The organism is Aquabacterium sp. G14 (assembly GCF_037482285.1).
Lineage (GTDB): Bacteria > Pseudomonadota > Gammaproteobacteria > Burkholderiales > Burkholderiaceae_C > Aquabacterium.
Genome location: NZ_JBBEYB010000003.1, coordinates 35429 through 59737, shown reverse-complemented (window position 1 = coordinate 59737; position 24309 = coordinate 35429). Strand labels below are relative to the sequence as shown.

At 64.7% G+C, this 24309-nt stretch carries 22 protein-coding genes; 5 read left to right on the top strand and 17 right to left on the bottom strand.

What is annotated here, in order from left to right; all coding sequences use genetic code 11:
- Positions 1-63: 63 nt before the first annotated feature.
- The 3 genes from WIT60_RS04695 (at position 64) to WIT60_RS04685 (ending at position 4022) form a co-directional block, all read left to right on the top strand.
- Complete coding sequence (locus tag WIT60_RS04695; RefSeq protein WP_339582794.1) at positions 64-1500, top strand: NAD(P)/FAD-dependent oxidoreductase; 1437 nt, start codon at positions 64-66, stop codon at positions 1498-1500.
- A 217-nt stretch (positions 1501-1717) separates the two neighbouring features.
- The gene (locus WIT60_RS04690; protein WP_445207659.1) at positions 1718-3529 is read left to right on the top strand and encodes a M24 family metallopeptidase; all 1812 of its coding nucleotides are present in this window, start codon (positions 1718-1720) and stop codon (positions 3527-3529) included.
- Positions 3530-3617: 88 nt separating this feature from the next.
- Complete coding sequence (locus WIT60_RS04685) at positions 3618-4022, top strand: ribonucleotide reductase subunit alpha (protein WP_339582792.1); 405 nt, start codon at positions 3618-3620, stop codon at positions 4020-4022.
- A 9-nt stretch (positions 4023-4031) separates the two neighbouring features.
- Here WIT60_RS04685 and WIT60_RS04680 read toward each other — a convergent pair whose 3' ends face one another.
- The 10 genes from WIT60_RS04680 to ubiU form a co-directional block, all read right to left on the bottom strand.
- Complete coding sequence (locus WIT60_RS04680; protein ID WP_339582791.1) at positions 4032-5624, bottom strand: TolC family protein; 1593 nt, start codon at positions 5622-5624, stop codon at positions 4032-4034.
- Positions 5625-5654: 30 nt separating this feature from the next.
- Complete coding sequence (locus tag WIT60_RS04675) at positions 5655-6779, bottom strand: ABC transporter permease (RefSeq protein WP_339582790.1); 1125 nt, start codon at positions 6777-6779, stop codon at positions 5655-5657.
- 1 nt (position 6780) lies between these two features.
- Complete coding sequence (gene rbbA, locus WIT60_RS04670; protein ID WP_339582789.1) at positions 6781-9522, bottom strand: ribosome-associated ATPase/putative transporter RbbA; 2742 nt, start codon at positions 9520-9522, stop codon at positions 6781-6783.
- 7 nt (positions 9523-9529) lie between these two features.
- Positions 9530-10540: an HlyD family secretion protein gene (locus WIT60_RS04665; RefSeq protein WP_339582788.1), complete on the bottom strand. Its 1011-nt coding sequence runs from the start codon at positions 10538-10540 to the stop codon at positions 9530-9532.
- A 309-nt stretch (positions 10541-10849) separates the two neighbouring features.
- Positions 10850-11785: an AEC family transporter gene (locus tag WIT60_RS04660; protein ID WP_339582787.1), complete on the bottom strand. Its 936-nt coding sequence runs from the start codon at positions 11783-11785 to the stop codon at positions 10850-10852.
- A 185-nt stretch (positions 11786-11970) separates the two neighbouring features.
- Positions 11971-12873, bottom strand: coding sequence for a LysR family transcriptional regulator (locus tag WIT60_RS04655; RefSeq protein ID WP_339582786.1), 903 nt, complete (start codon positions 12871-12873; stop codon positions 11971-11973).
- A gap of 191 nt (positions 12874-13064) precedes the next feature.
- Complete coding sequence (locus tag WIT60_RS04650) at positions 13065-14408, bottom strand: NnrS family protein (RefSeq protein ID WP_339582785.1); 1344 nt, start codon at positions 14406-14408, stop codon at positions 13065-13067.
- Positions 14398-14823 carry a ubiquinone anaerobic biosynthesis accessory factor UbiT gene (ubiT, locus tag WIT60_RS04645; protein ID WP_339582784.1) on the bottom strand — a complete coding sequence of 142 codons (426 nt, stop codon included), beginning with the start codon at positions 14821-14823 and terminating at the stop codon, positions 14398-14400. The genes WIT60_RS04650 and ubiT overlap by 11 nt, the downstream gene beginning before the upstream one ends.
- The gene (locus WIT60_RS04640) at positions 14820-15722 is read right to left on the bottom strand and encodes a U32 family peptidase (protein ID WP_339582783.1); all 903 of its coding nucleotides are present in this window, start codon (positions 15720-15722) and stop codon (positions 14820-14822) included. The genes ubiT and WIT60_RS04640 overlap by 4 nt, the downstream gene beginning before the upstream one ends.
- 12 nt (positions 15723-15734) lie before the next feature.
- Complete coding sequence (gene ubiU / locus WIT60_RS04635) at positions 15735-16748, bottom strand: ubiquinone anaerobic biosynthesis protein UbiU (RefSeq protein WP_339582782.1); 1014 nt, start codon at positions 16746-16748, stop codon at positions 15735-15737.
- A gap of 315 nt (positions 16749-17063) precedes the next feature.
- Here ubiU and WIT60_RS04630 point away from each other — a divergent pair, with 315 nt between their 5' ends.
- Both WIT60_RS04630 and WIT60_RS04625 read left to right on the top strand, forming a co-directional pair.
- Positions 17064-17516, top strand: coding sequence for a putative zinc-binding protein (locus tag WIT60_RS04630; RefSeq protein WP_339582781.1), 453 nt, complete (start codon positions 17064-17066; stop codon positions 17514-17516).
- A 12-nt stretch (positions 17517-17528) separates the two neighbouring features.
- Positions 17529-19100 (top strand): methyl-accepting chemotaxis protein, encoded by a 1572-nt coding sequence (locus WIT60_RS04625; protein WP_339582780.1) that lies wholly within the window; start codon positions 17529-17531, stop codon positions 19098-19100.
- A gap of 10 nt (positions 19101-19110) precedes the next feature.
- On the opposite strand, the gene WIT60_RS04620 is transcribed toward WIT60_RS04625, so the two are convergent.
- The 7 genes from WIT60_RS04620 to narJ form a co-directional block, all read right to left on the bottom strand.
- Complete coding sequence (locus tag WIT60_RS04620) at positions 19111-19371, bottom strand: hypothetical protein (protein WP_339582779.1); 261 nt, start codon at positions 19369-19371, stop codon at positions 19111-19113.
- A gap of 144 nt (positions 19372-19515) precedes the next feature.
- Positions 19516-20370 (bottom strand): nidogen-like domain-containing protein, encoded by an 855-nt coding sequence (locus WIT60_RS04615; protein WP_339582778.1) that lies wholly within the window; start codon positions 20368-20370, stop codon positions 19516-19518.
- Between the two features lie 179 nt (positions 20371-20549).
- The gene (locus tag WIT60_RS04610; RefSeq protein WP_339582777.1) at positions 20550-21245 is read right to left on the bottom strand and encodes a Crp/Fnr family transcriptional regulator; all 696 of its coding nucleotides are present in this window, start codon (positions 21243-21245) and stop codon (positions 20550-20552) included.
- 131 nt (positions 21246-21376) lie between these two features.
- A complete protein-coding gene (locus WIT60_RS04605) occupies positions 21377-22078 on the bottom strand; it encodes a carbonic anhydrase (RefSeq protein WP_339582776.1) in 702 nt (233 codons plus the stop codon).
- Between the two features lie 4 nt (positions 22079-22082).
- Positions 22083-22874 carry a peptidylprolyl isomerase gene (locus WIT60_RS04600; RefSeq protein ID WP_445207650.1) on the bottom strand — a complete coding sequence of 264 codons (792 nt, stop codon included), beginning with the start codon at positions 22872-22874 and terminating at the stop codon, positions 22083-22085.
- 14 nt (positions 22875-22888) lie between these two features.
- Positions 22889-23590 carry a respiratory nitrate reductase subunit gamma gene (gene narI, locus WIT60_RS04595; protein WP_339582775.1) on the bottom strand — a complete coding sequence of 234 codons (702 nt, stop codon included), beginning with the start codon at positions 23588-23590 and terminating at the stop codon, positions 22889-22891.
- Positions 23587-24309 (bottom strand): nitrate reductase molybdenum cofactor assembly chaperone, encoded by a 723-nt coding sequence (gene narJ, locus WIT60_RS04590; RefSeq protein ID WP_339582774.1) that lies wholly within the window; start codon positions 24307-24309, stop codon positions 23587-23589. The genes narI and narJ overlap by 4 nt, the downstream gene beginning before the upstream one ends.

Here is a 24309-nt window from a genome sequence, read left to right as displayed (position 1 = left end):
AGCGTCATGAGTCGCTCGACCCTGGTATAAACGCTGACTTTTCTCCGCCTCCTCCCTGCCCGCATGGCCTCTACCGCTTCCCCCTCCACCGTCACCGCGTCAGGCACCGTTGTCACCCAGGCTGGCAAGCCGCGTGTCGTCATCATTGGTTGCGGCTTTGGTGGGCTGGAGGCCGCCAAGGCGTTGTCGGACGCCGACGTGGAAATCGTGGTCATCGACCGGACCAACCACCATTTGTTCCAGCCCCTGCTGTACCAGGTGGCCACAGCCGGCCTGCCGGCGCCCGCGATTGCCGGCCCGATCCGCCACATTTTGCGCAAGCAGATTGCCAAGGGCAACCTGACGGTGCTGATGGGCGAAGTGACCTCGATCGACACCGCATCAAGCTGCGTGGTGCTGGATGGCGGGGAGCACATCCACTTTGATCACCTGATTCTGGCGGCCGGCGCCACCCACAGCTACTTTGGGCGTGATGACTGGGCCAAGTACGCGCCCGGCCTCAAGACCCTGGGCGATGCCTTCAGCATCCGCCGCCGGGTGCTCACGGCTTTCGAGCAGGCCGAGCGCGAGACCGACCCGGTCAAGCGCGAGCCCTGGCTGACTTTTGCCGTGGTGGGCGCAGGCCCCACTGGCGTCGAGATGGCTGGCACGCTGGCCGAGATTGCTCAGCAGACCCTGAGCGCCGAATTCCGCCGCATCGACTCGCGCATGGCGCGCGTCATCTTGCTGGAAGGCGCGCAGCGGGTGCTGGGCACCTTCACGGAAGACCTGTCACAGCGTGCCAAGGAACAGTTGGAGATGCTGGGCGCCGAGGTGCTGCCGGGCGCCAAGGTGACCAACATCACCGCCTTCGGCATCCATTACGACGTGATGGAGAAGCAGGCCGACGGCAGCAGCCGCGCGGTGTCGCACTTCCTGCCCACCCGGACGGTGATCTGGGCGGCGGGCGTCGCCGCTTCACCGCTGGGCAAGGCCCTGGCCAAGAGCACAGGGTGCGAGCTGGACCGCGCGGGGCGCGTGGTTGTGCAGCCCGACCTGACGATTCCAGGCCACCCGAACATCTATGTGGTGGGTGACCTGGCCTCGGCCAAGAGCTATCTGGATCCGGAGAACCCGACGCCCGTGCCCGGCGTGAGCCCAGGCGCGAAGCAGATGGGGCGCAAGGCGGCGTTCAATATCATGCGCAAGCTCAAGGGGCTGGATGCCCAGGCCTTCCGCTATTTCGACTACGGCTCAATGGCGACGATTGGCAAGCGTGCGGCGGTGGCGATGCTCGACATCCCGTTCACCAAGAAGCAAATCCGCTTCAGCGGTTTTGCGGCCTGGCTGTTCTGGCTGTTCGTGCACGTGTACTTCCTGATCGGGTTCCGCAATCGTACCGTGGTGATGATGGACTGGGCCTGGGCCTACTTCACCTCGCAGCGCCATGCCCGCGTGTTCCCGGACCCGCATGCGCTGGAGCCCAACACCCGCCTCGTGCGGGTGGACAAGCCCGACTAACAACGGATGCATGCCGCACAGCCCCCACGGGGGAGCGGCTTTGGCTGTGTGCGAGGTGGGGTTGCTGGCATGGCCTGCGAGATCGCTGTGCGGGTCGTGGCAACATCGGGTTTTATGCCTTGATGCCGCCTGACCGGTTGGCCTGTTCGCCGTGACTGACTCCTCTGCCGCCTCCCCAGCCTCCATCGCCCCTCGTCTGCAAGCCTTGCGCGCACGCATGGTGCAGCAGAACTGGCAGGCGGTGCTGGTGCCCAGCAGCGACCCGCATTTGTCGGAGTACCTGCCGGAGCGGTGGCAAGGCCGGGTGTGGTTGAGCGGCTTCACCGGCTCGTCGGGCACGCTGCTGGTGTCGGCCACGCAGGCGGCGGTGTTCACCGACAGCCGCTACTGGGAACAGGCCGAGGCCGAACTGGCCGGCAGCGGCGTGGCCCTGGTGAAGCTGGAAGGTGCGGCCACGCCCGCCTATGTGAGCTGGTTGAAGGCTTTGGGCGAGGCCGCCGGCACGAACGGTTCCGCGCAACCCACCCTGGCCGTGGACGGCGCGGTGATGGGCCTGGCGCAAACCCAGCAACTGCGTGACGCGCTGGGTGCGGCCGGCTGGCAACTGTTCACCCAGGTCGATGTGCTGGACGGCATCTGGCCTGACCGCCCCGGTTTGCCCACGGCGCCGGTGTACGAACACGCCCTGCCCTACGCCGCCACGGCGCGCGCCGACAAGCTGGCCGGGGTGCGCGAGCAGATGCGCGCCCAGGGCGCCACCCACCACTGGATTGCCACGCTGGATGACCTGGCCTGGTTGCTGAACCTGCGAGGCGCCGATGTGGAATACAACCCGGTGTTCCTGGGCCACGCCCTGGTGACGCTGGACGAGGTGAGCCTGTTCGTGGGCGAAGGCAAGGTGGATGTGGCCCTGGCTGCCAAGCTGGCGCAAGATGGCGTGACCATGCGCCCCTATGCCGAGGCGCTGCCCACCTTGGCGGCCCTGCCCGCCGACAGCGTGGTGTGGATGGACCCCAAGCGCGTGACCTGGGGGCTGCGTGAGGCGGTGCCCACGGGCGTCAAGGTGGTGGAGGCGACCAACCCGAGCACCTTGGCGAAGTCGCGCAAGACGGATGCGGAAGCCGTGTTCATCCGCGAAGCGATGGAGCGTGATGGTGCCGCCATGTGCGCGTTTTACGCATGGCTGGAGCAGGCGCTGGGCCGCGAGCACGTGAGCGAACTGACGATTGACGAGCGCATGACCGCCGAGCGGGCCACGCAGCCGGGTTATGTGTCGCTGAGCTTCCCGACGATTGCAGGCTTCAATGCGAACGGCGCCCTGCCCCATTACCGAGCCACGCCCGAGGCCTATGCGGTGCTGAGCACCCCGGCCGGGCTGACGGCCGAGGGGCTGTTGTTGATCGACTCCGGGGCCCAGTACCTGGGCGGCACGACCGACATCACCCGGGTGTGGGCCATTGGCACGCCGACGGCGGCGCAAAAGCGCGACTACACCCTGGTGCTCAAGGGCACGCTGGGCCTGTCGCGGATGCGTTTTCCGCAGGGCACCCTGGCGCCGATGCTCGATGCCGTGGCGCGCGCCCCCCTGTGGGCCGAAGGGCTGGACTTTGGCCACGGCACCGGCCACGGTGTGGGCTATTTCCTGAACGTGCACGAAGGACCGCAGTCGATCTCCAAGGCGGTGCCGGTGCCGGACATGGCGATGCTGCCGGGCATGATCACCTCGATCGAACCGGGGCTGTATCGACCTGGGCAATGGGGCATCCGCATCGAAAACCTGGTGCTGAATGTGCCGGTGACGCCTGCCGTGCCCAACGCCGAACCGGGCACGCCGGAATATGGCCGCTATCTGGCGTTCGAGACGCTGAGCCTGTGCCCGATCGACACGCGCTGCATCGACCACAGCCTGCTGCGCGACGACGAGGTGCAATGGCTGAATGATTACCACGCCGGGGTGCGCCGCCGTCTGAGCCCGCTGGTGAGCGGCGAGGCGCTGGCCTGGCTGCAACGGCGCACCGAACCGCTGTGATCGCCCGCCGCCCTCGTCCATCTGACCGATAGGCCAAAGGACGGTGTCTCGCTAGACTGCGGACAGAACCGCATTTCTCCTGGACACCATGAACATTTCGCATTTCAACGACCTGCTGGAAGCAGCCCGTCAGCAACCCGATGCCCAGCGCCTGCTGCTGGTGTTTGCCGGCGCCGGTCTGCCCGACGACGCCACGCCTGAACAACAGGCAGCCTTTGACGCCGGGCACGGTGGCGAATTGACGCCCTTGATGTGCGTGGACAAGACGCCCGACGAGATCGGCAGCTTCGACAAGCTGGTGAGCGAGGCCGAACAGTTCGGCCATGACTGGGCCGTGGTGTTCGTGGCTGGCATGTCGGGCATCGGTCCGCGTGCGCCGTCGAGCGAAGATGCCCAGCAGCACCTGCAAGGCATGGTCGATGCGATCAAGGTGGGGCAGATCGACAACTTCATCCCGTTCAACCTGGATGGTGACGCCATCCGCTTGAACTGAGGCGACGCCTCACTCGGTCGGCAGCCATTGCGCGACCGGGATCGGCTCGGAATCAGGCTGAGACTTGGGCGTCGGGTCGGGCGACCACCCACCGCCCAGTGCTTTGTAGAGCAGCACCGTGTGGGTGTTGAGTTCGATCTCGGCCAGCAGGGCTTCGTCTTCGCGTTTGAGCGCGTCGGCCTGGGCTTCCAGCGCAGCCTGCAGCAAGGCCTGTCCGGCGCCGAAGTGCGCCATGCGCTCGCGTGCGAACTGGTGCGCCAGGTCGGCGGTCTGGGTCAGGTAGGCCACGCGTGAGGTGAAGGCACGGTGCGCGGTGTAGGCGTTTTCGACGTCTTCCAGCGCGCCCAGCACGGTCTTTTCATATTCGAGGGCGACGCCTTCGAGCTGGGCCTCGTTGGCCGCGATGTTGGCGCGGATGCGGCCCGCGGTGAAGATGGGCAGGCGCAGGCCCACGCCCAGCGACTGGGTGCCGAAGTTGTAGCCCTCGATGTCATCCGGATGGGCACGGCCTGCGGATGCGCCCAGGCCAATGTAGAACTTGGGAAAGAGCTCGGCACGGGCCGAGCCCAGCTTGGCTGCCTGCGAGCGCACCTTGCGCTCGACGCCGCGCACATCGGGGCGGCGCGCCAGCACATCACCGGGCAAGACCTTGGGCAAGCTGGGCGGGCGTTGGGCACCGGGTGGCAGCGGTGGCAGTTCGGTCAGGCTTTGCGGTGGCTGGCCCATGAGCACGGCGATGCGGCGCAGGTGGCTGGCCAGCAGGGCCTTCAGCGGTTCGACCTTGGATTGGGCGTCGCGCAGGTGCATTTCGGCGCGGGCGACGTCGGCGGCCTCGGTTTGCCCGGACTGGAAGCGACCTCGGGCGTACTTGACGCCGCGCTCGGCGACGTAGATGGCGCGGTCGACCAGACGCAGGCGTTTTTCCACGCCGCGGGCCTCGAAGTAGCGGGTGGCGATGTCGGCGGCCACCATGAGCTGGGCGCCGTGCTGCTGCTCGTGCGCGCCCAGGATGAGCTGGTGGACCATTTCGGCATCGGCGTGGCGGGCGCCGAAGATGTCCACCTCCCAGGTGGCGGCCAGCCCGTAGGCATGGGTGTTGCCCTGGGGCATGCTGACGTTCTGCGGCAAGGACGGGGTGACATTGCCTGGCAGTGGGATGGGGATGTTGCCCGGCCAGCCGGGGATGCCGGTGTTGCCCAACCCGGTGGGCATGGCCCCGCTCTCGCGCGAGCGCCCTGCCCCGGCCGCCAATTCCACCGTAGGGTAGTAGGCCGACTCGGCCATGCCGTGGAAGGCCCGCGCCTCCTTGATGCGGGCCAGCGCGATGCGTACATCCACGTTCTGGCGCAGGCCTTCTTCGATGTAACCGCTCAAGACCGGGTCATCGAGCTGCTTCCACCAATGGGCGACGTCGTCAGTGGCCTGGGCCGTGGCCGGGTCCACGGAGTCGAATTGCCCCGGCACCTGCACCGCCAGCGGCGGCATGTCCACCTTCACGGTGGTGCAGGCCGAGGCCAGCAGGGTCGCGGTGGCTGCCACCAGCAGGCGCAGGGCTGCGGGACGGGAGGTGGGTCGGTTCACCAGACGGCGATGGGCACGCATGTGTCACTCCGATCAAACAAGAGAGAGGGGTCAGTCCTGACGGGCGAGCATGGAGCGAAAGCGCATCAGCGCCAGCGCCAGGAAGGCGATGCCGATGCCACCCACGGCCAGCATCTGAGGCCAGACGATGTCTACCCCGGCGGCCCGGTACAAGATGCCCTGGGTGAGCTGGACGTAGTGGGTGGAGGGCGAGAGCTGCATCAGGTGCTGCAACCACATCGGCATGTTCTCGAAGGGCGTGGCCGAGCCCGAGAGCATGTACATGATCACGAAGACGGGCACGGCCAGCAGGCCGAACTGCGGCATGGAAGCCGCCACCGTGGCCAGCAGGATGCCGAGCGCGGTCAGCGAGAACAGGTAGAGCCCGGTGCCCAGCAGGAACAGGCCCACCGAGCCTTCGATGGGCACACCGAGCACGCCTTCGATGATGGCCAGCACCGAGACGGCCACGGCCATCAGGATGACCAGGCCGTTGGCGGCGATCTTGGCCACGGCGATTTCGCTGGGGCGCACCGGCATGACCAGCAGGTGTTCGATGGTGCCGCGCTCGCGCTCGCGGATGACCGCTGCGCCCACCAGCACCACCGACAGCACGGTCACGTTGTTGATGAGCTGCATGACCGAGGTGAACCAGCTGGTGGTGGTGTTGGGGTTGTAGAGCACGTGCACCACCTGCCGGGTGGGCAGGCGCTTGTCCAAGCTGTCGACCTTGAACTCGCTGAGGGCTTCGCGCAGCACGATTTCGGTGATGTAGGCGATGCCGAGCTGAGCCTGAGCCATGGCGGTGGCGTCCACGGTGAGCTGCACGGTGGTGGGGCGCTGGCCGTGGATGTCGGCTTCGAACTGCCGTGGGATGTCGAGGATGAAGAGGTAGCGGCCCTCGTCCATGGCAGCTTGCGCGGTTGTGGGCGTGAGGTCCACCGGCGTCTGAAACATGGGGGGCTGCAAGGCCGCGCGGATGCGCTGGGACAGGCCGGACTGGTCGTGGTCGATGATGCCGATGGTGACGTGGGTGACGTCGGCCTTGGCGCCCACGGCCACCACGTAGACGGCGACCGTGAAGGAGATGAGGATGGCGCCCATCATGGTGCGGTCGCGCAGCACGCAGCGCAGCTCTTTGAGGCTGAGGTGGAAGACGTTGAGGAACCAGATCATGTCAACGCTCCTGCTTGCGCACGAACAGGCGCGCCGCGCTGAGGTAGGCCACCGCAAAGCCCATCATCACCACGCAGGCCACGCCCAGGGTCTGCCACTGCAGCTGCCAGTTCTTGGTGAACACGCCCAGGCTCACCTTCTGGAACCACGAAGCGGGGAAGCCCTGGGCGATGTAGAAGTTGACGCCGTCGAGCGTGGAGACGGGGCTGAGCACGCCGGCGAAGTTGGTGGTGATGATCACGCACAGGATCGCGGTGAGGAACTGCGCGGCCACCTGTGTTTGCACGAAGGCCGAGATCAGCAGGCCCATGGCGGTGATGGCGAAGGCGTAGGCCGTGGCGCCCAGCGTGAGCGCCAGGAAGCTGCCCTTGAGCGGCACGCCCAGGCCCCAGATGAGCACGGCCACCAGGGTGAGGTAGCTCAACAGGGTCAGCGCCACATAGGGCAGTTGCTTGCCGACCAGGAACTCGCTGATGGCGCCGGGTGAGGCGTAGAGGTTGACCATGGTGCCCATTTCCTTTTCGCGGACCACGCCCAGGGCGGTGAGCATGGCCGGGATCAGCGTCAGGGCCAGCATCAGGTTGCTGGGGCCAAACACGAAGATGCTTTGGTACGAGGGGTTGTAGGCCATGCGCGGGGCGACGGTGATCGGCACCGTGGGGGTCTCGGCGCCGGGGGTGGACCGGGCCAGTTGCACGGCGTGCTCGATGGCCACGGCCTTGATCGAATTGACGGTGTGAGCGGCGCGCACGAGGCTGCCGCCATCGACATAGAAGCCAACTTCGGGCTGTCTCTGCCCGATCAGGTCACGGCCGAAACCCGGGGGCACGTCGATCACCAGCCAGGACTGGGAGGAGCGCAATTGGGCGTCGATCTCCTGGGTGTCGCTCAGGGGGGCCTGCTCGACAAAGTGAGGTGAGCCGGCGAAGTGCTCGACGAAGCGGCGGCTGTCGGTGCTCTGGTCACGGTCGAGCACCGAGAAGCGGATGTCTTCCACGTCGAAGCTCAGACCCCAGGTGGCGGCGCACAAGACGATGATGGGGCCGATGATGGCGAAGGCCAGGCGGATGCTGTCGTGGCGCAGCTCCATGGCCTCGCGCTGGGCAAAGGCCCACATGCGGCTGAACCACAGGGTGGCGGCCGACGGCGGCTTGCTGGTCGATGCAGGCGGGGTGAGCGGGGCGTCCAGCGGGTCGTGCTCGATGGGCGTGTGCGGCAGGTGCTCGGCCTCCTGATCGGCCTCCAGGTAGTCGATGAAGGCCTGCTCCAGCGTTTCGCACCCCCGCTCCACGCACAGTTCGTCCGGCTTGCCCACGGCCAGCACGCGGCCGCGGTGCATCAGCGAGATGCGGTCGCAGCGCTGGGCCTCGTTCATGAAGTGGGTGGAGACGAAGAGCGTGACGCCCTCCTCCCGTGACAGGCGGATCATGTGGCGCCAGAACATGTCGCGGGCGGCCGGGTCCACGCCGGAGGTGGGCTCGTCGAGGATCAGCACCTCGGGCTTGTGCAGACAGGCGGCGGCCAGCTGCAGGCGCTGACGGATGCCCAGCGACAGGCTGGCCGGCATGGTCTCGGCGTAGGGGCGCAGCTCGAAGGTGTCGAGCGAACCCTCGATGGCCTGGTCGGCGGTGGCCGGGTCCATCCGGTACAGGCGGGCGTGCAGTTGCAGGTTCTGGCGCACGGACAGCTCTTCGTACAGCGAGAAGAGCTGCGACATGTAGCCGATGTGCAGGCGGGTGCGCAGATCGGACGCATCCACTGGCTTGCCAAGCAGCCGCGCCGAGCCCTCGGTGATGTCGAGCAGGCCGGTGAGCATCTTCATGGTCGTGGTCTTGCCGCAGCCGTTGGAGCCCAGGAAGCCGAAGATCTCGCCGCGGGGGATGCAGAAGCTCACGTCGCGGGCAGCCACGAAGTCGCCAAAGCGACGGGTCAGGCCTTCGGCCTCCATCGCGGGTGGTCCGTCGTGTGCGGGCAAAGGCGGGATCAGCAGCGGCGCGGTATCACCCTTGCGGGAGAGCTTGATGTAGGCCTCTTCCAGGCTGGCCGAGCGGGTCTGCTCCAGCACGCCGATGGTGGGCGCGCACACCAGCACGCGACCCTCGTCCATGGCGACGAGGTGGTCAAAGCGCTCGGCCTCTTCCATGTAGGCGGTGGCGACCAGGACGGTCATGTGTGGGCGCTCGGTGCGCAGGCTCTCGACCAGTGCCCAGAACTGCCGGTGCGACAAGGGGTCCACGCCCGTGGTGGGTTCGTCGAGGATGAGCAGGTCGGGGTTGTGCACCAGGGCGGCGCACAGCGAGACCTTCTGCTTCATGCCGCCCGACAACTTGCCGGCCGGACGGGTATGGAAAGGGTCGAGCGCGGTGGCACGCATCAGGCGCTGAATGCGCGCGTCACGCTCGGCCGACGGTACCCCGAAGAGGCGCGCCGAGAAATCGATGTTGTCGTAGACGGAGAGCGAGCGGTACAGGTTGCGGCCCAGGCCCTGCGGCATGTAGGCCACGCGGGGCGCCAGTTCACGGCGAAAGGCAGCATCGGCCACATCCCCACCCAGCACGGTCAAGCGACCGGACTGCAGTTTCTTGACACCTGCCATGAGCCCCAGCAAGGTGGACTTGCCCACCCCGTCCGGCCCCACGAGGCCGACGGTCTTGCCCATGGGCAGCGTCAGGCTGACCTGATCCAGCGCCGGTTTGCCGTCGTAGGCATGGCTCACCGACTCGACGATGATCGCGGACTGCATGAGCGGCTCACCAGGCGCTGGCGGTGCGGGCGTCGGCGGTCTTGCTGTCGATGCTGGCGGGCGGCTCGCTCAAGCGCACGAAACCGTTGCCGGTCAGGCCCCCTTTGAGCAGACCCGCATGGGCCAAGGCCACCTCGGGCGACAGCGACAGCTTCACGCGGAAGCTCAGCTTTTCGCGCTCGCTGGCGGTCTCGACGTGCTTGGGCGTGAACTGGGCATCGGCCGACACGAAGCTGACCTTCGCCGGCAGGCGCAGATCGGGTGCGGCGTCCAGCACGATGCGGGCCTCATCACCCACGCGGACCTGGCCGGCTACCTTGGTGGGCAGGAAGATGGTCATGTGGACCTGTGAGGTGTCCACCAGCGTCGCCACACGCCCTCCGGCCGGGATGACGGAACCCGGCTCGACCACGCGGTATTCGATGCGGCCCGCCACCGGTGCTTTGAGCGTGTGGTCGGCAATCGCGTTCTTCAGGCGCTCGATGCCGGCCTCGGCTTCGGCCTGGGCGGCTTTGGCCTCGCCCACTGCGGCGGTTGCAATGCTGACCCCGCTGGATTCGCCATCACGCTGGGCCTGGCGCTTCATGAGCTCGGATTCGGAGATGAGCGTGTCGTCGCGCATCCGCACGGCGTTGTCATAGTCCATCTGCGCCACTTTGGCCTTGAGGCTTTGCACGCGCACCTCGCCTTGCGCGCGGGCCATGGCCTGGGTTGCACGCTGGCGCATGGCCACCACCCCATCAAGCTGGCGTTGCAGGTCGGTGGTGTCCATCTGCGCGATCATGTCGCCCACCTTGACCATGTCCCCCTCGTGCACGGCGATGCTTTGCACCTGGCCCGGGAACTTGGTGGCGATCTCGATGCGTTGCACATCCAGTCGACCGTTGCCGGAGACGATCTTCGGGGCCGCCTCCTCGGAGCGCAAGGCACCCCAGGTGGCCCAGGCGCCAGACACCGTCAACGCGGACACCACAGCGCCCAAGATGAAACCGCGATAGGGATGGAGGGAGAACTTCATGGTCGTCACTTTGCTGGTTCGTTCAGGTCATGATCGACCCAGCAAAATGCTCGGACATTGAAGTAGATCAGATGCCGTCCTGCGGATTCAAGCGGTCTGTCGCGCAGGAATACCACGTGTCAGACAGGCGTCTCAGGCGCCCCAGGGTTTGCCCGATCCAAAGCAAACAAGCACCTTAGAGCGCAAAATCCGGGCAGTTTCAGGCTGGGAGCCGCCGGTCGTGCTGCCCCTGGGACGGCAGCCTTCGACCCTAAGCATCCTCATGAAGTCACTGGTCTTGATCGGCAGCAGGAGATGCGATGCCGTGCGTCATGCGGCATGCGTGAACCCCGAGAGCCCCCATACGGAAAGTGGCATCGCGATCGCAGCGAGCAGGGTTTGAACCGCCACAATCCCCGCCATCAAAGGGGCGTCTCCACCGAGTTGCCTGGCCATGATGTAGGACGACGAAGCCGTTGGAAGGGTCTGGAACAGCAGTGCAGCCATGGCCGCCGGCCCACCCAGGCCAAAGGCATGGCAGGCCAGCAGCGTTGCGAGCGGCATCAGGCCGAACTTGGCCACTGACGACACCCCCACGGGGCGCAGCCAGCGCTTTGCAGCCGAGAAGTCCAGCGCAGCACCCAGGCAGAGCAGTCCAAGCGGCAACGATGCCAGCCCCAGGGCTCTCAACACGGGCTCCATCATCGGGGGCAGGCTCACGCCAGAGACCTGCAAAGTGATGCCTGCCACGCAGGCCACCACCAGCGGGTTCGTCGCGAGTTGCCGTGCGACCTTCTTCGCCGACAGCCGTCCTTGGCTGCCATAACGTGCAAAAACGAGCACGCACAGGACATTGACGGTCGGCACGATCGTCGCGTTGGCAACCGCCGCCAGCGCAACGCCCTGTGTACCCAGAATGCCTGCCGCCGCCGACACACCCACGTAGTTGTTGAACCGTACGCCACCTTGAAACACAGACGTGAACGCGGGGTCGTCGACCGCGAGCCGGCGTCTGAGCCCCACGAGCGTCGCGGCAACGAACACCGTCGAAGAGACCAAGGTCGCCACCATGGCCCAGACAGGCACGCCATCCATGCGTGCCGTTGCCAGACCATGCAGAAACAGCGAGGGCAGCAAAACGTAGTAGCCCAGGCGCTCGGCCTGCGGCCAGAACGTCTCGGCCAGGAAATGGCTGCGCCGAAGCCCGGTGCCGAGGGCAAACAGCAAGGCGATCGGGGCAAGCGCCAACAGGAGACTGGTGATCATGCGGTGACCTCCTGCTTGGCGACAAGCCTCTTGCCCCTTTCGGCCGGCATCGCCGCGGCATGGCGGGCCATCAGGAGAGTGGGCGATCGCAGGGCAGTGTGGGAGGGCATGGCGCACCTGTCATGAGGAACATGGCGCTACGATAACGAGCCCCTTTGATAAAGAAAATCGATATTAAATGTCGATTAGCTTGATTTTTCCTCATGGATGGCTTCGTCGCCAGCTTGCACTCGGATCGCTGCGGCCAAGGCGGCGGCGAGGCGACCAGCAGGCCGGTCCTCTCGCTCCAGCAGCACCACCGTGCGTTTCGCCTGAGGGGACGCGAACGGGATGCAAGTCAGCTCCGGTAACCTGGCCCGCTCACGCTGCGAGAGCGGGATGACGGCGACGCCAAGACCGGAAGCGACCATCTGAACGATGGCGTCCTGACTGTCCAACTCCATGTCGGTTTGCACTGGCAGCCGCATGCGCCGCAACTCGGCATCGATCTTTCGTCCCGCCCAAGATCGACGATCAAACCGGATGAAAGCGTTCTCGCGGAGCAGACTTCTGGCGTCGTGGCTCTCCATCCCGGTCGGCGCGACAATCCAGAAGCCCTCTTGGTACAGAGGCGTGCTGGCCAATCCTGCTGGATGGGGTTTCACCGGCTCGGTCGTGACCGCTGCGTCCAACTCTCCCGCATCGATCCGAATCGCCAGTTCTGCAGACATCCCGGAGTTCACCATGACGCGAAACCTGGGGTAGGCCTTTCGCAACGCAGCGAGGGCAGCAGGCAAGGGGCCCGCCAACGCTGTCGGAATGGCGCCCATCCGCAGGCGACCGGCGAGCTCGCCCTGGTCACCCAGCTCTGAGGCAATCCCATCGTATAGGGCAAGAATTTCGCGCGCGCGCTCTACGGCACGATGGCCCGCTTCGGTCAAGACGGGAACGCGCCGGGTACGGTCAAACAAGGCCGCATGGAAGTCCTCTTCGAGGCTTCGGACGTGCAGACTGACCGCCGACTGAGTGAGGCAGACCGCCTCAGCCGCGCGGACAAAGGACCCGTGCTGGGCTATGGCAACCAGGGTGCGCAACGCGCGTAGAGACATCGGCAGCTTTTGTGTAGGCGTTTCTCAAGAGATCAAGACATGACGTCCACCAGCCGTGAGCGTAACGATCCTGAAGTCGAGCCCTATTTTGCCCGCGATATGGTTTGTCCGGTCGCAGTGCTCAGGATGACGGTGCGTCCGATTTCGCCGTTTGATCCGTCGCGACGCTCAGTGCAGGTGGGCACCTGCACTCAACCGGGGCGGCCATCCACCCTCGGTTGGCCATACCAGCGCCAGTGACGCGCGCTCCACGCCCCCAGGGTGAGCAGCCACAACGAAGCGGCAGCCAATAACAGCGTGTTGGCGTGTGCGGGCCAGAGCGTGGCCGCCAACCGGGTCAGCGTTGCCAGTTGCAAGCTCCAGAACAGGCCCCAGGCCATGCTGTCAGCGGCCAGCACACGCCCGCTGTGTCCGCAACTCACGCGGGTGACCATGGCCAGCAGCACACTGCCCAGGAAGCCCATGGTCAAAGCGTGAAGCGGCAGCAAGGTCGGGATGTCTGCGCCCTGGGCGCGCATCCACACGGTGAAGGCGTCGAGGCAGAAGGCCACACCCAGCCAGACGAAGCCCAGATGCAGCATGGCCAACAAGCGGTTGCGCAGGCTACGCCACAGCCCCCAGCGCACCGCCAGCGCCAGAATCAGCACGCCCGAGACCAGGGCCGTGCCAAAGCGCAGCATCCACAGCCTGGAAGGCATCGCCAGGCTGCGTGCCTCCGCCCACACCCAGCCGCCTTGCAGCACGACCATGCCCAACATGGTCCACAGCAGCCAGTTGGGACGCCAGGCGTCCAGGCTGGGCACGGCCGAGGCCGAGAAGAACGGAATCATGCGGTGAGCCACCACCACATACACCGGCACGATGAAGAGCCACAAGCCCAGCAGCGCGGCCACGCGCACCATCAGATAAGCCTGAGTAGACAGGCCCACGGCAGCGGCCATCAGGCACAACAGGCCGACCACGCTGGCGGCGGCAATCAAGCTGGCATGCAGGCGATCCGGTGCCGGACTGCGCTGCACCATGCCCACAAAGCGGCCCGACAGCATCGCCCAGCCCAAGGTGGCCACCCCCACACCCAACGCGGCCAGACGGTGGTGCACATAAGCGCCCACCAACAGCCCCGCCCAGCCTATGACCATGGTCAGCACGCCCAGCAGCACCTGCCGCGCACTCACCTCCGGCATCCGCAGCCACTTGGGGCCAGCCGTGAACAGAAAACCCGTGAAGAACAAGGGCATGAAGCCAAAGCTCATCAAGAGCGCGTGCACAAAGGTCTCGGGCACCACCATGGGCATGTGAAAGGCCCCGGTGCCCCGCCCGGCCATCACCAGCCACCACCACAAGCTGGCCAGGGTCATCACGGCCACCGCGCTGGCAAACGCCAGGCGGTGCGGCGCATGCAGCAGCAAGGCCCAGCGCCACGGCGCAGGGTGCAGCTTTGCCTGCGCACGAGCTTGCGCAGGCGTCGGGGTCGAAGGTGCAGCCGCCTGGGCTTTGAGAGGAATGACGGGGCGATTCGGCTTGTCAGCGGGCATGGTGCGTGTTCGGGCGCCCGGCAAACGGCCAACGAGGTGGGCCCACGGCGTCCAACGTGTTCTTGAGGAGGAGACCATACTCCGTGTCCCCCTCCATGACCATCCTCCGATCGAAGAACAGCGTATCCGGATCATCCTGCCCTTGCAGCAGTCGCCAATAGACCTGAGCGGTGGCCTTCAGACGCAGCGCCACAGGCTGCCCTGCCGAGGCCGGTGACAGGCCCCGCGGCCCCGCCTGCAAGCGGCAGGTGATGCCCAGATCGTCCACCACGAGTTCCACCACACGGCCAGAGAGTTCGGCCCGGGTGGTCTCGTCCACCAAGGGCCACCACAGTCGGTTGAGCGCCTGCGCCATCACCATGGAAGGCGGCCATACCGGCAGGCGCCGCACGACTTCACGCAGAATCTGTTTCATGAGTTGATCCACACCATGCCCGGGCGCTGGGACCGGGCGTACCCATTGGACAAAGGCCCCGGCATGCGCAGCGAGCGAATCGCCTCGATCGCCTCAGCGCTGGGGGCACCGTGGTTCATCACGGCATCGAACTGACGCAGGACCTCGGCAAAGTCCTGTGAGGTGGGCAACAGGCGCAAGCGCTCCACGCCCGCAGCCTGCAAGGCCTCGCGCTCACCCAGCAGGCACTGCACCGTGCCCGACTGGGTCTGGATGCCATTGAGCGTGAGGAAGTCCTGCCCCTCGCGTGTGCGCAGGGCCAGACCATCGGGGTCGTCCATGCAACGGAACTCACAGTGGTCCTTCTGCAGATGATGGTGGCGCGCCGTGAAGCACCGCGCCGACAGGGCCAGCGGCATGCGTCCGAAGGCAAACACCTCGCTTTGCACCGCCGAGCCGGGCGGGCAGACCTTGCCGACGTCGGGCAAGGACATCTCCACCGGCGCCACCCAGCGCGTGGCGCCCAGGGCCGCGTACTCGGCCAAAGACGGGGCGCTGTACACGTTCACATGCAGGCCGATCACCCAGGGCGTGTGCCCGGCCAGCAGGCGCACGGCCGCGGTGTCATTGGCCTCCAGCATGAAGTCGCCCTGCTCCACCCAGCGGCGCAGGCTGCGCAACTCGGCTTCGGTTTCCAGCAGGGCCTGGGTGCCGATCACGACCTCCTTGCCTGCCGATTTCAGCTCACGCGCCAAGGCCAGCCAGTCTTCCGGCTTCATCTCATGCCGGCGCGAACACACCACCTCGCCCAGGCACACCGTGTGCGCCGACGAATCGGCCACCTCGGCATAGAACGCCGTCAAGGTATCTCGGGACCAGTAATACTGCACCGGCCCCACACTCAGTTGGAACATGCTCATCGTTCTCTCGCCTCATTGCCAGGGGCGCGAGAAGGCGCCCAAGGTGTGCTGCTGCCCCTCGGCCAGGCGGCCCAGGGCGGTCGTCCAGGCGGGCTGCACCGAGTAACGCTCGGGCTGTGCCTTGCACGCGTCAATGGCCTGCCGCCAAGTGCGCGTCACCTGCTCCACATAGGCTGCACTGCGCTGGCGCCCTTCAATCTTGATGGCCGACACGCCTGCTTGCATCAGTTCGGGCAGGATGCCCAGGGTATTCAAGCTGGTCGGCTCTTCGATGGCGTAGTCCACCGTGCCGTCCACATCGAAACGGCCCTTGCACAGCGTCGGATAGCCGCGCGGCTCATCGGGCTCGAAGCGGTCGATGAGGATGCCGCCCAGGCGCGCGTCCACCCGGTCGCCGCACTGGTCCCAGCGTACCGCCGATGGCGGAGAGCACACGCCTGCGTTGTTGGGCGACTGGCCCGTGGCGTAGGAGGACAGCGCGCAGCGCCCTTCCACCATCACGCACAGGCTGCCAAAGCCAAAGACCTCGATCTCGACCTTCGTGTTGCGAATCAGGTGCGCCACCTGAGACAGCGTCAGCACGCGCGGCAACACCGCACGCTGGATGCCATAGCGCTCACGGTAGAACTCGATGGCCTCGTAATTCGTAGCCGAAGCCTGTACCGACAGGTGCAAGCGCAGCTCGGGATGCACCCGCCGCGCATAGGCCATCACCCCCGGGTCGGCCAGGATCAGGGCGTGGACCCCGATGTCAGCCGCCATGTCCACCGCATCGAACCAGCGCTGCGGCTGCTCGGCCTGGGCATAGGTGTTCAGGGCCATCAGCACCTTGCGACCGCGGTCGGTCGCGTACTGCACACCCTGTCTCGCCTGCCTTGGGTCGAAGTTCAAGCCCGCAAAATTGCGTGCGTTGGTGGCATCTTTCAAGCCCATGTAGACCGCGTCGGCACCGGCATCCACCGCCAGTTGCAGCGAACGCAGCGACCCTGCCGGACACACCAGTTCCGGGCTTCGAGTGGCATTCATCTCCAGCCTTTCATCTCCAACCGGACGCGCGCACCCCACGGGCAAACCCTGATCCGATTCACCGGCCGGATTCTGAGCACAGCCCACACACCCCACTTTGAGATGCCGCAAAGCAAGCCGACCGGACGACCTCACCCGCGCACCCCATCGTTCCAAAGAACGATGGGGCCTTAGCACATCGTCCGATCAGCCAGTCTTGATGCACGACAAGAAAGGCCCGCTTTGCAAGCGAAACCCCTCCACAAATCCGTCTCGCAAGCTCATCATCCGTGCACCCATCGTTAACCCGAACCCGATAACCATTCGGTCCCCGCCATGGCTCGCGAACACGAACAACTCTCCCTGGTGTATGCCTGCTCAGGCTGCTCCAGTGCCGCGCAACTTGCCAATCACCTCGCCGTACGGCTGGACCGAGAGGGCAACGCAGAGATGTCTTGCATTGCCGGTGTCGGCGGACATGTGCCCAAACTCGTCCGGACAGCCCAGGAAGCCGCGCAAACAGGTCGCCCCATCATCGCGATCGATGGATGTGCGCTCAGCTGTGTGCAGGCATCGCTGGCCCAGCACGGACTGGCACCTACCGTGCACATCCAGCTGGCTCATCGGGGGGTCAAGAAGGTCTACCGCACTGACTTCGATGAGGCGCAGGCCCATGTCCTGCTGTCCGAGTTGAGGGATCAAGTGCTCACCCTGAACATGCAGTACGCAGCGCGCCACGCGCGCCCACCGGCCGCTCCCGCCTCGCCCACCGAGACAGACCGGCACTGAAAGGAAGCCACCATGAAATCCCTCCACCTCAGCATTGGCCAGAGACTGGCCCTCGGCTTCGGCATGCTGCTGCTCATGCTTGGCATGGCGGCCATCATCGCGGGCCTGCAGTTTCAGCACATCAGCGAGAACAACCAACAAATCATGGAAGTGGAATGGCGCAAATCGGAAGCCGCCGCCTTCGTGGACGCGACCACCCGCACCAACGCGCGCCACACAATGGCCCTCCTGCTCACGGACGACCCACAGCGTCGTGCCCAGCTCAATCAGTCCATCAACGACAACAGGGCGCGCATTGATGCCGCCATGCAGACGCTGGACGAGTTGGTGTACCGACCTGAGGCCAAAGCCCTGATGCAAGAGATCAAAACCCGACGGACGGCATTTGTCGCCTCATTCAACCGTGTACGCGAACTGCGTGCCCAAGGTCAGCATGACGAAGCCGTTCGTGTGATGAACGACGACACCCTGCCGGCCATCGACGCGTTGCAAGCCCCCATCAGCGCGCTCACGGCTCTGCAAAGCCGGCTGATGAACGAGCGCAGTCAAGCCGCGCAGTCAGCCATCGACACGGCTTTGATTCTGATCCTGAGCCTGACAGGCGCCGCCTTGGCCATTGGCACGCTCACGGCCTACCGCATCACCCGCTCCATCCAGCGCCCGATTGCACAGGCTGTGAATCTGGCCCAGAAAGTAGCCCAGGGCGACCTCACGGGACACGTTGATATCCAGTCGCACGATGAGATGGGGCAACTGCTCACCGCCTTGCAAACCATGAACAACAGCCTGGTCGGCATCGTCGACAACGTGCGCCGCGGCTCGGAAACCATCTCCACCGCCACCAGCCAAATAGCGATGGGCAATCTGGACCTATCGCAACGCACCGAGGAACAAGCCAGCTCGCTGCAACAGGTCGCAGCCTCTCTGGAGCAACTGACCGCCACGGTTCAGCAAAACCTGGACAACGGACGCCACGCCAATGTGGTGGCCTCCAGCGCGGCCGAAGTGGCAGATCGCGGCGGCAAGGTCGTCAACGATGTGGTGCACACCATGCAAGCCATCAGCGCCTCTTCCAACCAGATCGCCGACATCATCAGCGTGATCGATGGCATCGCATTCCAAACCAATCTACTGGCCCTCAATGCAGCCGTGGAGGCTGCTCGGGCCGGTGAACAGGGACGTGGATTCGCCGTGGTCGCCAACGAGGTGCGCAGCCTGGCTGGGCGCTCTGCGGACGCGGCCAAAGAGATCAAGAAGCTGATCGAATCCTCGGTCGGTGACGTACAGCAAGGCTGCCGCCTCGTGGAGCAGGCCGGCCGCACCATGCAGGATGTGGTCACCAGCGTGAGCGAAGTGGCGCACATCATGGACGCCCTCGCACAAGCCAGTGAAGAGCAGTCCGCCGGCATTCAACAAATCAACCAGGCGATGGGCCAAATGGATCAGGTGACGCAGGGCAATGCCGCTCTGGTGGAGCAGGCAGCTGCTGCAGCACAGTCACTGCAAAGCCAGTCCAACACCCTCGTGCAAACAGTGGACGTCTTCAAACTGCGGCCAGAACACGCTTCCCTGGCCCTGGCCTGAGCCCATCCACTCAAGTCGGCGACACACCCAGTGCGCCCACGGCGTGCTGGCTCAAATAGCCACAGTTGTCACAGATGATGGCCAGCGTGGGGATGGAGGCGCCGGTCAGGGTGACACTCCTGACGTCGGGCTGTAGCACGTTGACCAGGCAGGCATCGACCATCAGAAACTTTTCATTGCCGCACATCGGACACGCCTCAGACTGACCATTCGCGCGGATCTTCTCCGTGAGCGCGGCGATGAACTCCTGCTTTTTGTCTTCGGACAGCATGGGGTCTCCGTAAGATGCAATGGACCATTGCGCCCCATTCTAGTGCGGCGAAGTTTCAGCCCGAACGGCTACGCAGATCCTGCCGGTCCGGCAATAAAAAAGCCCCGACATGGTCGGGGCTTTCATAAGCAGGCAGCGCCAATCTCAGGCAGCACGCTTGCGGCGCGAGGCCAAGCCAGCACCCAACACACCCAAGCCCATCAGAGACAACAAGGCGGGTTCAGGCACTTGCCCAGGATCGACCACATCCAGGTTGGCGTCAAACCAGATGTACTTGTTCTGGAGCACCAGATGCAAGTCAGTGGCCAGCGAACCTTCGAGGACCTGACCTTCTCCAGCCCCATCGCCAAAACCAGCCGCTGCAACGGTATTGGTTTGGGATGCCGACCACCCCATCGTCTGGTAGAAGAAACCGATCAGGCCCTCTCCTGTTGGCGCCACGTAATCATCACCGCGCAGAACGAGCTGGAAACTGTCCGTCGGAGCACCCAGAGTGTTGTAGCGGCCGACGTTGTCCCAGGTTACGACCAACTGGTTCGCCGTCAAGTTGTAGTGAACCACGCCAGAAGCACTGTTGCGGGTGTCCACATCACTGAAGAATGGCGAAATCATCGGTGCGCTGACACCGATCGGGCCGGTAGGCTCGAACGCCGAAATACCAGCGCCAAAGCTGACATTGCCGTTGTTGTTGATGAACAGACTGTTGTAGGTGGTGCCGAAAAAGGTCACGTCAAAACCGAGGCTCAGCGCCATGTAGCCATCATCATTGCGGCCCGTGGCATTGCCCACGTTGGCAGCATTGCCACCACCGGTGGTGACGATGTTGGGACCGAGCGTGTCGGTGTAATAGCCGCCAGCGGTGTACTTGCCGGGCGAGCTTTGCAGTGACGAAGAAGGAATGGTGACCAGAGCGGCGTGCGCTGCGCCACCCGTCATCAACAGGGCCAGCGTCGCAGCCTGGAACAGCTTGCCGCCGAAAATCGCTTGTTTCATGTTCATCTTGATCCCTAATCCATTGAATGAGGGCGCATCCAATCAGCACCCGGGACAAGACAAAGCAAACATCAAGCCATCACCTCAACCCATTGATTTTTAATGGTTTTCACCCAATCAATGTATTCAAGACAAGGTGACTGTTAAAGTTTCCGACAACTTCAGGCCATGGGCGAAACAACGCATCAACCGTAACACGCCAAGCGCTGCACATCCGGAATGTGGATCTGCCGACGGTTCACGGCAATCAGACCGTTGGCCTGCAACTCGTGCAGGATGCGAGAGAAATGCTCGGGCGTGACGGAGAGCAGCGAGGCGATGGTGCCCTTGCTGGCTGGCAGTGACACCGTTGCGTCGCGCTGAGAGGCGGGTACCTGGCCCACGTCGGGGGAATGCACGAGATAGTCCACCACGCGTTTGATGCCGGAATGCAGGGTCAGGGCTTCGATGTCTCGCACCAAACCGGTAAACCTGCGAGAAAGGTCCGTGATGAAACGCAAAGCCAACTCCGGGCTGCGGTTCAGTTCCGACATCAACACCGCCCTGGGCACCTCGACCAACTGCAAGTCGCTCAGCGCACTGGCGTTGACACTGTGGGGGCAGTCACTGAACAAGAGTGCCTCGGTCACGCACCCGCCCTCGCCCACCACCTCGATCACCTTCTCATGTCCTTGAGGACCCTTGGCATAAAGCTTGACCATGCCATCGACCACCAGGTAGAGGCCTTCGCAGGTATCGCCGGCTGCAAAGATCTCGGTACCTCTTGGCAAGCGACGAACGATGGATGCAGCGGCGATGCGTTGCAACTCCGCCTCAGGCATGTTCTGAAACAAAACCTGACTGCCCAGATAAGACACCACATCCAGCCGACGTGAAACCATGATTGTTTCCTCCAAATCCAATTCGCTGCAGTGGATTCTGGGTATAAGTCACGGACGTGGATTTGATGCGGCGCAAAGCCCACCTTAAGGAGGATACGCTCGTTATCCCCTCGTTCTAAAGGCTTAGGCCCTCAGCAGGGCGGATACCAGGACGAATCGACCTCGTTGAAGATCGAGCTGCTGTCGACGTCCATGTCGTGATAGGGGCCGGTGCCGCTGTGCTCCGCGTCCGAGGCCGGGACGAATTTGCCCGATTTGACATCAAAGACGTGGATCTCGCCCTCTTCGATGACGTAATGCCAGCCATGCAGGGCGATCTGGCGTTTTTCCACCCGCTGGCGAACCATCGGGTACTCCATCAGACGCTCGAGTTGCAGCACCACAGAGCGCTGCTCCGTGCGGCGCAAGGCCTCCTGCGTCACCTGCACAGGCAAAGCTGCTTCACGGGCCAGGTCCAGCCAGGCGTTGAGGTTCTGCGCTTCGGGAGAGATTTCTTCGTAGAGCGCCTTCATGGCGCCGCAGTGCGAGTGCCCGCACACCACGATGTGGCTCACATGCAGGTTGAGCACCGCGTATTCAATGGCCGCTGCAGTGCCATGCAAACCGTGCAGGCCGTTGTAGGGTGGCACCAATGCGCCCACGTTGCGCACGATGAACAACTCACCCGGCCCTGCCCCCGTCAACATGTAAGGCAAAAGGCGGGAGTCGGAACACCCCACGAACAGGATCGTGGGGTGCTGGCCCTGCTCAACCAACTCCTTGAACTGCCCCTGATACTGGGGAAAGTAGTCCGTTCTGAAGCGGCGGATCCGCTTGAGCAGTTCGTCATCCATGGGCTTATTGCAGCAGGGGTGAGTCAGCAGCATCCAGATCCACACCGTGGACCTCCCAACGGCCGGCCAGCAGTTGCATGGCCTGGCGCAAGGCCGTCACCCACACCTGCTGACGCAGAGACTGGGCGACCGCCTCTTGCACGGCTTCGAAGGGCTGCATCTGACCGGGGTCGCGCTGCAGCACCTCCACGACATGCAAACCAAAGCGGCTGTGCACCAGACGCGGCAGCACCCCCACATTGGCCGAACCCTCATCTTGCCCGAAAAGTTCGCGGGCAAACTCGGGTGCGCAGTCCTCGGCACGCAACCATCCCAGATCACCGCCCTGCGTCGAGCTGGGGCAGTTGGACAGGTCACGGGCCACCTCGGCAAAGCGACGCGGCTCGGCACGCACGTCCAGCAAGGCCTGCTCGGCACGCTGACGCAGCGCCTGCACGTCCACGCCAGGCGTGACCGCGAACAAGATGTGGCGCGCCTGCACACGCTCACCCAGCGCGTACTTCGACGGATGGGCGGCGTAATGCCGGCGGCAAGACGCCTCATCGGGATCGGGCACGCGCAGGTTTTGCGCCAACCACAGGTCGATGGCCTCGGCGGCTGCCTCGGACATCACGCCCTCAACCGGCTGTGGATCGTCAGCCGAGAGCAGACCGGCGTCGATTGCCGCCTGGCGCAACAACTCCAGGCTGGCACGCTGGCGGCACTCGGCTTCTGTCAGGCTGCCGATGTCATCAGCCAGCAGCACGTCACCGACGCGCAGGGGGCGTGCCCCCGCGGTGGAAAGGTTCACGCTCATCATGCCGATACCCCTTACTTGTTCAGACCGATCTTGCGGCTGCGCACGACCTGCCACGGACGGGCGATGTAGCCCACCGAAGCGAAGCCGCTCCACACGTGCACGAGACGGGTGAACGGAAAGATGGCGAACAAGCTCATGCCCATGAACATGTGGATCTTGAAGACGATCGACACGTCGGTGATGAAGCTGGGAGCATCGCCCTGGAAGGTGACCAGGTGCTGCGCCCACGACATCAGCTTGAGCATGGTGGCGCCGTCGCTGTGCTGCACGGACAGCGGCACGGTGGACAGACCCAGCAGCAGCGTGGCCAGGATCCAGAACAACACCAGGAAATCGCGGCCACGCGAGGTGGCACGGACACGGGCGTTGGTCAGGCGACGGTGAATCAGCAGGATCAGGCCGATCAGGGCGATCGTGCCCAAGATGCCACCGGCCACCACGGCCAGCATCTGCTTCTGTGCTGGCGTCACACCCAGCGCGTGGATGATCGAATGCGGCGTCAGCATGCCCACAAAGTGACCAAAGAACAGGCCAATGATCCCGATGTGGAACAGGTTGGAGCCCACGCGCAGACTGCCGGTGGACAACATCTGACTCGATTCGCTGCGCCACGAGTACTGCTCGCGGTCAAAGCGCATCAGGCTGCCCAAGATGAACAGGGCGCCGCAGATGTAGGGATAGATGCCGAAGATGAATTGATGAGAGAGGCTCATGCTGATGCTCCTCGTTGGGGGGTCGATGCGGAACGCCGCACGATCTGGATGGGTTGTGGCTGATCAGGGCTTTGCTGGCCTTTGCTGCTGCAGCCCGCAAAGGCTTCAGGCTCGGCCCAGCTCTCGTCCAGGTCTTCCTCGGCCACCACAGCCACGGTTTCGATGTCCTGCTTGCCGATCTCCAGCACCGCAGCCAGCACGTGGGCATACAAGCTCTGGCGTTTGACCAGTGCCGTGTGCACCGCGTTCAGGATGTGGGCGATCTCAGCGATGAAGTCGCGCATCTGCGCGGCTGTCAAGGTGGAGACGAACTCCAGCACCACGGGCAGGTAGTCAGGCAACTCGCCGCCGACCTTGTTCGGGTCCAGCATCAGGCCGGCCTGCTCATAGGTCTTGATCAGGTCGATCATGGCCGGGCCACGGTCGCGCGAGTCGCCGTGCACATGCTCGAACAGGTGCAGCGAGGTGGAGCGGCCCCGGTCGAACAGCTCGACGTAGGCCTCTTCCACCGCAAACGGGTCCTGGTTGACCAGGGTGCCGAGCAGCTTGTTGAGGCCCAGCAGACGCTGGTCGCTCACCGCACCTTCATTGGCCAGCACCTGCTGCAGCTCGGGCACCACGGCGCGCAGCTCGGCGCCGGGGTAGCTCAGCAAATGGGCCAGGGCCCGCAGCGTGTAGCTGGGTGTGACGTCGGGTTGACGTTGGAAAAACGACGTCAT